This is a genomic window from Alteromonas sp. G4i13 (assembly GCF_054960505.1).
In genome coordinates, this window is sequence record NZ_JBHNYX010000012.1 from 101,319 (window position 1) to 114,552 (window position 13,234).

Consider the following 13,234-nt stretch of genomic DNA (forward strand, 5'->3'; position numbering starts at 1 on the left):
AAAAGCTAGCCGTTCAGTTTGTTATTTGCACCAATTGGGTGATTTTAAATCACCTCGCATTCCTTATTTTGGTGCATTCGCTGCTCTGAATTTGGCAATCAATTGTTGTGTTGAAGCGTCGAAATTATCTTTGTCTGCCTCACCTTGAATGCCTGCAAGTACTTGGTTTCCTAGTACTTTACCTAACTCAACGCCCCATTGGTCGAATGAGTTAAGGTTCCAGATAACACCCTGAACGAATACCTTATGTTCATACATTGCAACCAGCGCGCCAAGTGTTTTAGGCGTAAGGCTATCAAACAAGAAAGTATTGCTAGGCTTGTTGCCAGGCATGGTTTTATGAGCGGCCAAGCGTTTGCGTTCAGCGTCGTCTAGGCCTTTACCGTCAAGGTCTGCATAACACTCTTCAAAGGTTTTACCCTGCATTAGTGCCTGGGTTTGACCAAAACAGTTAGACGCAAGCATAGCGTGATGCGTGTCGTCCTGGTTAGGAACGTTAAGTGGCAACATGAAGTCTGCTGGGATAACGCCAGAACCTTGGTGAATAAGCTGATGGAAGCTATGCTGGCCGTTTGTACCTTCACTGCCCCAAATAATTGGGCCAGTAGGGTAATCTACGTGCTCACCTTCTTGCGTCACTTCTTTACCATTACTTTCCATATCTAACTGCTGTACGTAAGCTGGTAAGCCGCGAAGATAGTGATAGTAAGGTAATAAAACGTGTGATTGCGCGTCGAAGAAGTTTCTGTACCACACACCTAACAGTGCAAGTAGAACAGGCATGTTTTCTTCTAGCGGTGCGGTTGTGAAATGGGTGTCCATGTCAAACGCACCTTCAAGTAAGCCTTTGAAGTTTTCAAACCCAAGGGCTAGCGAGATAGGCAGGCCAATGGCAGACCACAGTGAGTAACGACCGCCAACCCAATCCCACATAGGGAAAATATTGTCGGCGCTAATACCAAACTCGGTGGCTGCTTTAACGTTTGAAGACACGGCTACAAAGTGTTTAGCAATATCTTCTTGTGTACCGCCAGACTTTAAGAACCAGTCTTTAGCTGTAAGTGTATTTTGAAGCGTCTCTTGGGTAGAGAACGACTTTGATGACATGACCACCAAAGTTTCTTCAAAATCTACGCCAGATAGCACATCGTGAATGTGGCAACCGTCAACATTGGCAACAAAGTGAACCTTCACAGCATCGACTGTATGCGGCTTAAGTGCCTCGGTCATAATCTTAGGACCAAGGAACGAACCACCAATACCAATTGCCACAATGTGCTTGATAGGCTTGCCGGTATAACCTTTGTGTTCACCGCTGTGAACCGATGCAGTAAACGCTTCAATTTTTGCAAGCGTAGCATGCACTTCAGGCATTACGTCTTCGCCATCTACCAGTACTTTACGGTCTGAGAAATTACGAAGTGCGGTGTGAAGCACAGCGCGACCTTCTGTTGAGTTAATCTGCTCACCAGAAAACATCGCGTCGCGAAGGGCTTCTAGTTTGCATGCTCGAGCAAGGTCAAAAAGCCCTTTAAGCGCCTCGTCGTTTACACGGTTTTTGGAGTAATCAAGAAAAATGCCGCATGCTTCAAGCTGCATTTTATCCGCGCGATTTGCATCTTGTGCAAACCAGTCGCGCATATGCGAATCTTTTACCGCTGAAGCAAGTTCAGACAGTTTTTTCCATTCGGGAAGAGAAGTTAAAGCACTCATGGTTTCTATGGCCCTTACGCGCTTAGCTTTTCGCGAAGCATGGTTTCAAGTTTTTCCTGATCTGCGGCGAAGTTGCGGATGCCTTCAGATAGCTTTTCGGTTGCCATTGCATCTTCGTTCATTGCCCAGCGGAATTCGCTTTCTGTTAAGCGGTCACCTGGTGTTTTTGTAGCGCCATTGTCTTTAAGTTTAACCTCTAGATCGCCAGGCTCGTTTGCCAGTTCTTCTAGCAGTGCTGGGCTAATGGTTAGACGATCACAACCTGCCAACGCTTGAATTTCACCAATGTTACGGAAGCTTGCGCCCATCACTACGGTATTGTAGCCGTGGTCTTTGTAGTAGTTATAAATTTTAGTTACAGATACTACGCCTGGATCTTCATCTGGTGCGTAAGACTCAGTACCGGTCGCTTTTTTGTACCAGTCTAAAATGCGCCCTACGAATGGAGAGATAAGATAAACACCGGCCTCTGCACAAGCTTGTGCTTGGGCGAAGCTAAATAGAAGCGTTAAGTTACACTGAATGCCTTTCTTCTCTAGCTCTTCTGCTGCCTGAATACCTTCCCAAGTAGAGGCAATTTTAATAAGAATGCGTGACTTATCGATACCCGCGTCTTCATATAGCTGAACCAAACGTTCCGCTTTTTCGATAGTAGCGGCAGTGTCGAACGATAGGCGTGCGTCTACTTCGGTTGAGATTCGGCCTGGAATCGTTGCAGAGATTTCTTTACCAATGGCTACCGCTAGTTTGTCTGCGGCATCAGTAAGCTGCTGGTCGGCGTCGTTTGACTGAAGTTTTGCCCATGCTACAGCATCATCAATTAGGCTTGCATATTGAGGAAGACCAGCCGCTTTTAAAAGTAGCGACGGGTTAGTTGTGGCATCGACTGGTTGATACTTTTTAATGGCATCGATGTCGCCCGTGTCGGCAACAACGGTAGTGATATCACGTAATGAAGCTAACTGATTGCTCATAATTCTCTCTGTTCTTTATCAAAATAAATTTGGACAACTAGCTGGAAAAGCCAGTTGAATAAAACGGTTCGCTTGCGCGTGTGTAGGGCTTCGCGCTTACGTTCTTTTTTACCAGTTCTTAGTTCTTTAATAAGTACTGGTACATGCAGCGCTTTGGTAATTGAGGTACGTTCACGGAGGGTGTATCTCAATTATTGTTTGAATAATTATTTGTAACGCTATTTATATCAAACCCGTGTGACAATTCATACATTGAATAGCGACAAAATGGCTAATCGGATTTCTCTGTTAAGCCAATTTACGTCTTTCTTATGCCATTTTGCTTTTTGGAGCGTATCAGGTGGTACAATGTTGTTGAAAACCTAAGGAGTCGAAATGTTAGTTGTAGTATCCCCAGCAAAAAATTTAGATTTTGAAAGCGAAATTCCTGTGAGCCAGTTCACTCAGCCTGCCATGCTTGAAGACACTGAACGTTTGATGGAAGTTTGCCGCACCTTATCGCCTGCTGACTTATCATCGCTGATGAAGATAAGCGACAAGTTAGCAACGTTGAACGCCAACCGTTTTGCTGAGTTTTCTACGCCATTTTCGCCCGATAATGCACGCCAAGCAATGTATGCGTTTAATGGTGATGTGTATACTGGGTTAGATGCTTACTCGCTTGATAGCGAAACGGTAGAATATGCGCAAAAACATCTTCGAATTTTGTCTGGCCTATACGGATTGCTTCGTCCTTTAGATTTAATGCAGGCCTATCGTTTAGAAATGGGCACTAAATTAGCAAATCCTGAAGGTAAAGACCTGTATGCGTTTTGGGATGATCGCATTACTTATGTGCTAAATAAGGCATTAGAAGCGCAGGGTGACAACGTGTTGATCAACCTTGCTTCAAATGAGTACTTTAAAGCAGTGAAGAAAAAGTCTTTAGATGGCATGATCATTACGCCAACGTTTAAAGACTGCAAGAACGGTCAGTATAAAATTATCAGTTTCTTTGCGAAGAAAGCCCGTGGTTTAATGGCGCGTTATATTCTTGAAAACCGTGTAGAAGACGTACAAGGTCTGAAAAACTTCGACGTAGATGGCTATGTGTTTAGCGAAGAACAAAGCTCTTCAACTGAACTTGTGTTTCTGCGTAACCAGGAAAGTTAATAACACCCGTTCATCCATAATCACCTTAAAAGTAGGACATAAATTTGAGCATATTAGTTCGCAATTTACCTAAAACATTTACTCAGGAGAATCTTGAAGACTTGTTTTTCGAGTTTGGCACCATAGCGTCGTGCGACTTGGTGATGGATGAGGCTACTGGCTTATCGAAAGGCTTTGGTTTCGTAGAAATGAGCACGCAAGAAGAAACCGATAAAGCCATTGAAAAACTTAACGCCAAAGTTATCGACGGTAAGAAAATTCGTGTTAAGTGGTCAAATCAAGAGAAGAAGCAGGCTGAAGCGATAGCTAGTGCGCCAGCGCCCAAAAGAGACATTCCCGAAGATGTATGGGGAAGTGCTTCTAGCAATAACTCTGATCGTGAAAACGACGCCGAGTAATACCGAGGGAATACAACTAACAAGCGCTGACAACAAAGGTTGTCAGCGCTAAACCTTCATTTAACCAGATACGGTTGCTGTTTGTACTTGAGTATTGCGAGCAGTCATAACAATGGCCAGCCACACCAGTACACCACCACCGGCAAGCGCTAGGCCTACCCAACCCGTTGATGTATAGCCATAACCTGCTGACAGTGTCATTCCTGCCAACCAAGGGCCAAGCGCATTAGCGGTGTTAAAAGCCGCATGGTTCATGGCGCCGGCTAAAGTCTGAGCCTCGCCAGCGACGTCCATAAGCCTTGTTTGCAGCGGCACCACCATGCCACCACCGATACCAATGAAAAACAGTGATGCTGCCATTAAGTATGGATTCCCCATCGACGCAGCGTAAGCTGCAGCTGATAGGCCCAGTAAAACCTGAAACGTAATCGCTGACGTCAGTAGCCTGCCTTCAGAATAGCGGCCTGCAATAATATTGCCCAAGGTTACGCCTATGCCATAGATAAGCAATGTGGCCGAGATTCCCCACTCAGGTGAAGAGGTTGTATTGAGGTAAGAGGCACTGAAGTAAGAGTACACGGAGAACATGCCACCAAAGCCAATAGCGCCCATGAGTAATACCAGCAGCACGTCTTTGTTTTTCAGAGCTTTAAGCTCGGTTAGCGGTTTGGCATCTGGATTAGGGCCGCGGTACGGTGCGGTTTTCCAAACCATTAATGCAGTAACTAACGCAAAGGCTGAAATAATAAAGAAGCCAGTTCGCCATCCGAACATTTGCCCAATACCGCTAATTGACGGCACACCAATAATATTGGCAATAGCCAAGCCTAAAATGACGTTACTGACCGCTTGCGCCCGTTTATTCTTACCGGCAATGTCTGCAGCAAAGAGCATGGCAATGCCGAAGTAAGCGCCATGAGGTAGGCCAGCAATAAAGCGCGCTATGTTCATTGTCCATTCTGACCACGCTAGTGCTGTTAGCAAGTTTCCGCCAGCATAAAATACCATCATTGAAATAAGCATGGTGCGTCTTGCAAGCCTGGAAAAAAAGATAGTGATAAGCGGCGCGCCCACTACAACACCAATGGCATAAGCACTAATTGCGTGACCGGCGACATTTTCAGTAATGCCAAAATCTTCTGCAAAGTAAGGCAATAAACCCATTGCCGCAAATTCACTGCAACCAATCACAAAGGTTCCGAAAGCCAGCCAAAAGGTTATAGTGGCCAGTGAGTATTCACCCAACGCTGAGTGCTGCTCTGAAGATGCCTGCTTTGAAGAGGCTTGGTCAGAAAGAATCTTGTCAGTTTGATTCGTCATAAACGTCCTTTTGTTCATTGAGTTCAATCAATCACTTACTTTGTGGCTGTTTTAGCGAGGGTCTGTTGAGCTTTGCTGTGCATTTTTACAATGTCTGTGTGTCATCAAAGATAAAAGACTCTCAGCAGACTAGCGCTTTGATGAAACGCAAAAACCGGCTCAACGGAATGTTTGCCGGTTCTCTTCGAATAGTCGCCCTTATCATCGATAATATTTAGCAACCGTCGGTAATATTTAGCAATGATCAACAGCCCACAGGTTCGTGCTTTTCGTATTCGTTTACTGCAAGAGATCGTAGCATCGCTCAGATAGCAAGTAACGGTAACTGATAAGGTTTCTTAATCAATTCAGCGATTTAAATGTAGTGCTTTTGTTAATAAATTACGTCGGACCTTTTGCGTTAGAAACTCGAATGGGCGTTTAAGAAAATCGAAGGTGACTGTTTTCTGTGCACAAATATTGGTTACCTTTTAGTTCATCACTTTGTCATCTTTTAACATTTGTCACGTATTCCAGTCGTGGCGTGAGCACAACGCCGTATCTATGCCTCCATTGAAAACAAACTTCTTGACTTTGAGGTGTTCTATATATAGAACGTTCTTTAAATGGAACAACATTAAATTGGTAAGGTGTGAATCAATCAACGCTCAACATCCTCGGAAGGCATTTGCAGAAACTCAGGCAAGACAAAGGTGTCTCGCTGTCGCAATTGGCAGCAGGGGCAGGTATCGCTAAATCTAACCTTTCAAGATTGGAGCAGGGCAACGGCAACCCGACGCTAGACACCATTTGGCGGTTAGCTAAACAACTAGACGTTCCGTTCGGTCAGCTAGTTCAGCCTCTTAGCGCAAGCGTTGGAGAAAAGGGCGTAGAAGTTCGTTTAATTGAGCAAGGACAAGGTATCCCGAACGTTGATGCTTATTGGATGTCGGTTGCACCCAATACTTTTCGAGAGGCAGAAGCTCACGCCACAGGAACAGAAGAAACGATTACCGTTGTTAGCGGCTCTCTGGAAGCTGGGAATAGTGGAAATACTCAATGGCTGCATCCGGGTCAAAGTTTAGCATTTAACGCTGATTTGCCCCACGTATACAAAACGGGAGACGAGTGGGCGACATGTCTTATCACAATCGTTTATCACAAAGAGGCAAAGGAATGAGCCAACTTTCATCAAAAAGTGGACTTAAGCAAGGGGTTATTGACGGGTTACCTTTGTTAGGTGGCTATATTCCGGTAGCCATTTCATTTGGCGTGATCGCAGTTCAAGCCGGTTTTTCTACGCTGGAAGCCACGCTAATTTCCATATTCATTTACGCAGGCGCGTCGCAGTTTCTTTTGGTAGCCATGGTGGCATCAGGTGCGCCACTTTGGCTAGCGGTTTGTATGACGTTATTAGTTAATGTACGTCATGTGGTTTATGCGCCCAACTTGGTGCCTTATTTACCGCAAAGTAAAGCTTGGCCCTATTTAATGCACGGCCTTACTGACCAGATTTTTGCGCTAGCCCATACTCGCTTGCCGCTAATGGACGATGCTAAAAAGGTAGATTGGTTTAAAGGTGTATCGATGGTGGCGTGGCTTAGTTGGATCGTAGGGACAGCGCTTGGCGGTATCGCAGGGGACTCCCTTACCCAACAATGGCCAATATTAGACAGCGTGATGCCCTTTGCCTTACCTGCACTTTTCCTTGTGCTACTCGCGCCTAAATTCTCAAGTAAATTATGGAGCGCTACCTTGTTCGTTACAATGACGGCGGCTCTCTTCTTGGCTCTCAGCGCCTTTAAAAACGCTGCAATTCCACTGGCAGCACTATGCGGTGCGATAACCTTTTATCTTCTCACCTCGCACGTTGAAAGGAAGCAATCTCATGCACGTTGATATTTGGATAGCTATTGTTGTAGCGGCCATCGGAACATATGCATTGCGCGTAGTACCGTTGCTGTGGACTCAGCGTCACTTTAATAAACACAAGGCCAATAACACTGAGGCGCGTTTACCTACGTGGCTAAGCGTGTTAGGGCCGTTAATGATTGCCGCTATGCTAGGAGCGTCACTTATTCCAAAAGCACCGTCAGCGGCGAGTTGGATTGCAACCGCAATAGGCACTGTTGTCACTGTGCTTGTTTGGCGCAAATTCAAAAGCTTAGGGCTGCCAGTGTTTTGCGGCGTGCTTTCTTTTGGTGTGGCTTTTGGTATCGCTTTGGTTTAGCGTTGGGCGTAGATGTTAAGTTGCTGGGCTAAGACTTATTCTTACCCAAGGCTTTCTCGCCCCAAATTTCTTCCAAGCGCTGGTCACGCCCACAGTTCCATCGGTAGAACTTATAGCGAACGGGACTTTTTTTATAAAAATCTTGATGGCCAATTTCGTCGCCTTTTATCGGATAAAAGGTAGAAGCATCGAGTATGGGCGTTACCACCTTTTTATTGGGAAATTGGGCTACCACGTCAGCTTTTGTTTTTTCTGCTATAGCACGTTCTTTATCGTTTGCTACAAAGATGGCGCTTAAGTAACTGGGTCCCTTATCACAAAACTGACCTCGGTCATCGAAAGGGTCAATGTTCACCCAAAAATGATCGAGAATATCATTATAAGAAAGCATTTCGCCGTCGTAGGTGATCTTTACCGCCTCAAAGTGTCCCTTGTGATTGCCATTATAAGTCGGATTTGGCGCGCTTCCGCCAGTGAACCCCGACACCACATCAGTAACCCCGTCTAGCTTTTCAAAATCAGACTCCATGCACCAAAAGCAGCCCCCAGCTAGAATGGCCTCGTCGGCACTTGTTGATGGCGTAAAAACCGAAGCGCTCAACGCTGTGCTAATAAAAACTGCAGAAAGTGTTAATTTCATCATTCACCTTTTATGTGTTGGTTTAACGTTGTAGCGACCTTCGCGTTTAATTCGTCAGACCCCAGCTTGCGAAGATATACGGTTAACAAATAAAGAACGGTTTAAGCTGAAATTAATTTCATCGCGGTGCAGCGAGTTAATTCCATTTTTGTTTTACAAGCGTACATTTTTTCTAAGCGCACATTGCGAAGCTTGAGGCTTTGCGCGAAAGCATAGGTACTGAAAAAGACTAAAAGGATGTAAGTAAAATTTTCATCTCACTCTGTAGTCTTCTTTCAAAAAGGGAACTGTCTCTGATTCCACCATTTACAAGATGAGGCTGTAAAGCCGCTATGACAAGGGATAGAGCGATTTCTTATGATCGGCAGAGCACTTGCATCTTATCCAACTACATGAAAATCAGTTTAGTTAAAATGAAAGGAAAGATGATATGTCGATAGTCAAATCAGGTAGTGCAGATTACAAACCGCTAGGTAAAAAGGGAAAGGGGAGCATTTCTACACAAACCGGTGCTTTATCGAACCAGCCTTATGGTTTTAACACGCGGTTTGAAGATGGAAAGGGAACCAACCCCGAGGAATTAATTGGTGCGGCGCATGCGAGTTGCTTCACCATGGCACTCTCTTTTGCGCTTTCAGACGCGGGATACAATGACGGCGAGTTAAATACCACTGCAAAAATCAGTTTAGAGAAAAACGATGACGGCTTTGAAATAACTCAATCGGCACTAAGCTTAGATGCTGAGGTTGAAGGGATTACCGAAGATGAGTTTGAGAAAATTGCACAGGAAGCAAAAGAAAATTGCCCTGTATCTCAACTTCTTAATGCCAACATCACATTGGAATACCGATTGAATATTGAATAAGAGATAAAGGCTATTACTACCCTTATCGAAAGATAGGACTCGCTTTGTTAGACACTCGCTTTGTTAGACAAGACCAGGCAAGTTATTTTTATCAAGTGAAGCATAAAAAAGCGGCTTTAGAAGCCGCTTTTTTGTATAAAATGTTGATTGCATAACTTGAGATGGCGTTAGTTTATTTCCCAATTACGCCACATGCTACGCGGTCACCACCGCCACCTAACTTTTTAGGTGAATCAGAGTAATTGTCGCCACCTGCGTGAATCATTAAGGCGCGGCCTTCAATATCATCTAACTCAAGCTCTGGTGCAAAGATAGGCTGGGTTGCGTTTCCATTTTCATCAACATAAAGCACGGGTAGATCGCCCTCGTGACCCTTTTCAGACCAAGGAGCACGGTGTTTACCGGTATCTTCTGGATCGAAATGGCCGCCCGCTGCGCCGCCCAACACTTTTTTTCCATCTGTCACTGCTGGTGAACAATCACCATTTTGATGAACATGAAAACCATGAATGCCCGGGGTTAACCCTGACAGATTTGGCGTAAATACTACACCGTCATCATCATAACTGCTCACCACTACTGAGCCCATGCTCATCCCTGTTTCCAGGTTATTCATTATCACTTCTTTTCCATCACTATCATGATGACCTGCGAAACTGCTCGCACTTAACATTAATGTCAGTGAACCTGCTAAGGTAGATAGTAAACGTTTCTTCATCGTGTTCTCCTTCACTCAATTATTAACGAATTTGTTAAAAGCATTGAAGTGAGATGAGCATAAAGTGAACCATTGTGGCGCATAACTCAGGGATACTACGCAAGACTAGGAATACTAGGGCGTTGAAGCGACAACCGAGTTGTGTGTTAGCGCATAGCTACTGGCATTTACAGAAATCATTATATTGGTTACGTGAAAAAGTTACCGACCATTACCTTATCTTTTTGGCTTTTCCTTATTATTTTCACTCTTTTTGAAGGTAGCCTCTTTATATAGTCTTTGGATATGGAGCCTCTCCATAAGTAGGCGGTACTGTCATACAGAAGTTACAGTGTTAAAACTCAGTAACAATATGGCAGTAGCACTTTTTTCCTATTCGACTTACAGTTAGCTCACATTACATAAGCAAGGGCATAGGTATGTATACACTTTACGGATATCCGAAAACCCGCTCGGTTCGCGTTGCATGGGCACTGGAAGAGCTAGGTTTACCTTTTGAGTACAGCTTAGTTGACTTAAAACAAGGGCAACACCTGTCAGAAGAATTTAAAGCCATCAGTCCTGCCTCTAAAATCCCAGCGCTTTCGACGCCAGAAGGTACCTTGACGGAATCGGCGGCTATCGTCACTTTTTTAGCTGAACGTCACGGCATGCATGAATTCATTCCAGAGCCTGGTAGCTTCGAGCGAGCCAAATATGAAGAAATGATGTTGTTTCTCACCAATGAGTTAGAGCAACCGATTTGGAATTTAGCAAAGCACACCTTTGCGTTGCCTAAAGAGCAAAGACTTGAACAAATGCGTGATGTAGCGGTGTGGGAGTTTAAGCGCGTGTTGCCCGTATTTTCTTCTATGCTGGGCGATAAAGAATTTGTATGCGGCACCATGTTTACCATGGCCGACATAATAGCCGGTCATATTTTGGCGTGGGCAAAGGGCAGTAAATTAGATATTACTTTGAACGGTAAAATAGACAATGTAGCCGCGTACGCTCAACGTGTGTTAGGCCGTGAAGCGTATAAAAGGGCGTGGCGAAAAGAGATGGCTCATTTGCCTGAATAAACAGTGCATCCTGAAAAACCTTAAATGAATAGATACCGTGTGAAGATGTGGCTAATTAAGTAAACGTTGAATTGCATTGTACAGCCGGTATGCCTGATATCTGGCGTCAGGTACGCATTATTAGGTTTAAATGCGCTTGTCACGCGGTATATAGAAGCAAGAAAACACATAACGACAGCGCTTTTTTTTGCGAAATATAAGCAAAAACAGCGAAGAAATAACAAGGGAACAAAAAATGAAAGCATTCAAAACACTACTTGTAAGTAGTGCAGTAACCATGGCACTGGGCCTTAGCTCAGCAGTGGCACATGAACACGGCAACGCAAATGTGCAGAGTTCATCAAAAAGTACTTCAGTGTCAAAAGAAGCGTCTGAGCACGAGAAACTTTTTGCGTTATTTGCAGCCGCTGACCAGCGTGATATTGAGCTAAACCCAATCATGGCCATTTTTCGCGGCGACATGCGTTACGCGGACAGAATGGGCGACTTCTTAACAGACTCTCACGCTTTAGCGGGAAAAACAGCGACATTGCTAAACTTGTCAGAGCTTAAACAAATTGACCGCAGTAAGTTAAGCGACACCGATAAACTCGCCTACGACGTATTTAAATACAACGAAGAGCGCTCGCTAAAAATGTCTACCGACGAGATTGAAGCGCTAACGGAAGTGCGTCCTGTTAATCACTTCAGTGGGTTCCACACCTTCTACCCGACCTTCGCGAGCGGAAAGGGCGCAGCGCCATTTAAAACAGTAGAAGATTACGAAAATAACTTATCTCGCCATAAGGATTACATTGCTATTTCTGACCGCGCTATCGGAAAGTTCCGCGAGGGCATGGAAAGCGGTGTTCTTGAAACTAAGCTGACAATCGATCGCGTGATCAAGCAGTTCGATACTCAGCTGGCTATCCCAATTAAAGAGTCACAGTTTTGGGGGCCAATTACTATGTTCCCAGAAAGTTTCTCTGACGAAGAAAAAGCCCGTTTAACCGCTGACTACGAGAAAGCGACGCAAGAGATTTACGATGCAACCACGCGTATGCGCGACTTCCTTCGCGATGAGTATTTGCCTATTGCACGTGAAAGCATTGGCCTTAGCGATATGAAAGGTGGTGCAAAGCTTTATCAATTGATGGTGGAAGGTTCAACGACACTACCAATGACGCCTGATGAACTGCATAACCTTGGTTTAAAAGAAGTTAAGCGTATCAAAAATGACATGCTTGAAATTAAGGACGAAGTGAAGTTTGAAGGGACATTAAACGAATTCTTCGACTATGTACGTACCGATCCTAAGTTCAAGCCTGAAAGCCGTGAAGCGCTAACACAGAGCTATTACGATATTGGCCGTGAAGTTGATGAGAAAATTGATCAGTACTTTTCACTATTGCCGAAGTCTGAGTTAGAAATAAAACCCTACGACCCTGCTATCGAGCAATTCAGTGCGGGTGGATCATATCAGCCGGGCACGCCAGATGGCTCTCGTCCAGGTACTTTCTACTTTAATGCCTACGATTTGCCTAGCCGTTTAACCACTGGAAACGTCACCTTGTACCTACACGAAGGCGCTCCAGGTCACCATTTCCAAGTGAGTCTAGCGCAAGAAAATGAAGCGCTACCTTCATTCATGCGCTTTAGCTTCCTACCAGCCTTTGGTGAAGGTTGGGCGCTGTATTCTGAAACGCTAGGATATGAAATGGGGTTCTTTGACGATCCATGGAATCGTTATGGCACGCTTCAAGATGAGCAGTTGCGCGCCATGCGTTTGGTGGTAGACACAGGTATTCACGCGAAAGGTTGGACCCGCGAACAAGCCATCGACTTTATGCTTGATAACTCAGGCATGACCCGCACAGAAGTTGTTGCCGAGGTAGAGCGTTATATTGCGATCCCGTCGCAAGCGCTATCTTACAAAGTGGGCGCGCTTAAAATTCAAGAATTGCGCGCGCGCGCGGAGAAGGCATTAGGTGATGATTTCGATATCCGTGAGTTCCACGCACAAGTGTTAAACACGGGCGGCATTCCACTTGCTATTCTTGAGCAGAAAATTGATCGCTGGATCGCTAGTCAAAAAAGTTAAGGAATAATATTGTTATTTAAACTTTTTACAGCGTAATCAGCGTTAGGTTAAGAACAGTAAAAAGCCGATATTTGACGTAAAGCCAGTAATATTCTGTATTACTG

General features: G+C 44.7%; 13 protein-coding genes. 8 read left to right on the forward strand and 5 right to left on the reverse strand.

The genetic code is table 11. The annotated features are described in order from the left end of the window. Positions 1 to 63: 63 nt before the first annotated feature. A complete protein-coding gene (gene pgi, locus ACFI6J_RS08145) occupies positions 64 to 1,713 on the reverse strand; it encodes a glucose-6-phosphate isomerase (RefSeq protein WP_049586025.1) in 1,650 nt (549 codons plus the stop codon). 14 nt (positions 1,714 to 1,727) lie between these two features. Then, a complete protein-coding gene (gene tal / locus ACFI6J_RS08150) occupies positions 1,728 to 2,687 on the reverse strand; it encodes a transaldolase (RefSeq protein ID WP_039226298.1) in 960 nt (319 codons plus the stop codon). Positions 2,688 to 3,062: 375 nt separating this feature from the next. On the opposite strand from tal, the gene yaaA reads away from it, so the two are divergent. Together yaaA and ACFI6J_RS08160 are read left to right on the forward strand one after the other, a co-directional pair. Next, the gene (gene yaaA / locus ACFI6J_RS08155; RefSeq protein ID WP_049586026.1) at positions 3,063 to 3,839 is read left to right on the forward strand and encodes a peroxide stress protein YaaA; all 777 of its coding nucleotides are present in this window, start codon (positions 3,063 to 3,065) and stop codon (positions 3,837 to 3,839) included. 44 nt (positions 3,840 to 3,883) lie between these two features. Beyond that, positions 3,884 to 4,237, forward strand: coding sequence for an RNA recognition motif domain-containing protein (locus ACFI6J_RS08160; protein ID WP_338852134.1), 354 nt, complete (start codon positions 3,884 to 3,886; stop codon positions 4,235 to 4,237). Between the two features lie 60 nt (positions 4,238 to 4,297). Here the strand turns inward: ACFI6J_RS08160 and ACFI6J_RS08165 are convergent, their stop codons facing one another. Continuing rightward, positions 4,298 to 5,557 (reverse strand): MFS transporter, encoded by a 1,260-nt coding sequence (locus ACFI6J_RS08165; protein WP_462557294.1) that lies wholly within the window; start codon positions 5,555 to 5,557, stop codon positions 4,298 to 4,300. 667 nt (positions 5,558 to 6,224) lie between these two features. On the opposite strand from ACFI6J_RS08165, the gene ACFI6J_RS08170 reads away from it, so the two are divergent. From ACFI6J_RS08170 to ACFI6J_RS08180, 3 genes are read left to right on the forward strand one after another with little or no spacing between them, the layout of a single operon-like run. After that, on the forward strand, positions 6,225 to 6,716 hold the full coding sequence (locus tag ACFI6J_RS08170; protein ID WP_080589203.1) for a helix-turn-helix domain-containing protein: 492 nt from the start codon (positions 6,225 to 6,227) through the stop codon (positions 6,714 to 6,716). After that, positions 6,713 to 7,435, forward strand: a complete 723-nt coding sequence (locus ACFI6J_RS08175; RefSeq protein WP_239239572.1) for an AzlC family ABC transporter permease — start codon at positions 6,713 to 6,715, stop codon at positions 7,433 to 7,435. The genes ACFI6J_RS08170 and ACFI6J_RS08175 overlap by 4 nt, the downstream gene beginning before the upstream one ends. Next, positions 7,425 to 7,766, forward strand: a complete 342-nt coding sequence (locus tag ACFI6J_RS08180; protein ID WP_014950476.1) for an AzlD domain-containing protein — start codon at positions 7,425 to 7,427, stop codon at positions 7,764 to 7,766. The genes ACFI6J_RS08175 and ACFI6J_RS08180 overlap by 11 nt, the downstream gene beginning before the upstream one ends. 28 nt (positions 7,767 to 7,794) lie before the next feature. Here ACFI6J_RS08180 and msrA read toward each other — a convergent pair whose 3' ends face one another. Further along, entirely contained in the window at positions 7,795 to 8,406 is a 612-nt protein-coding gene (msrA, locus tag ACFI6J_RS08185) for a peptide-methionine (S)-S-oxide reductase (protein WP_462557290.1), read from the reverse strand. 430 nt (positions 8,407 to 8,836) lie between these two features. Between msrA and ACFI6J_RS08190 the strand changes: the two genes are divergently transcribed. Then, positions 8,837 to 9,271 (forward strand): OsmC family protein, encoded by a 435-nt coding sequence (locus ACFI6J_RS08190; protein WP_462557288.1) that lies wholly within the window; start codon positions 8,837 to 8,839, stop codon positions 9,269 to 9,271. A gap of 172 nt (positions 9,272 to 9,443) precedes the next feature. On the opposite strand, the gene sodC is transcribed toward ACFI6J_RS08190, so the two are convergent. Next, the gene (sodC, locus tag ACFI6J_RS08195) at positions 9,444 to 9,989 is read right to left on the reverse strand and encodes a superoxide dismutase [Cu-Zn] SodC (protein ID WP_321824759.1); all 546 of its coding nucleotides are present in this window, start codon (positions 9,987 to 9,989) and stop codon (positions 9,444 to 9,446) included. A 419-nt stretch (positions 9,990 to 10,408) separates the two neighbouring features. Here sodC and ACFI6J_RS08200 point away from each other — a divergent pair, with 419 nt between their 5' ends. Next, positions 10,409 to 11,050, forward strand: coding sequence for a glutathione S-transferase family protein (locus tag ACFI6J_RS08200; RefSeq protein WP_321824758.1), 642 nt, complete (start codon positions 10,409 to 10,411; stop codon positions 11,048 to 11,050). A gap of 235 nt (positions 11,051 to 11,285) precedes the next feature. Then, complete coding sequence (locus ACFI6J_RS08205) at positions 11,286 to 13,130, forward strand: DUF885 domain-containing protein (protein WP_131138298.1); 1,845 nt, start codon at positions 11,286 to 11,288, stop codon at positions 13,128 to 13,130. The last annotated feature ends 104 nt before the right edge of the window (positions 13,131 to 13,234 follow it).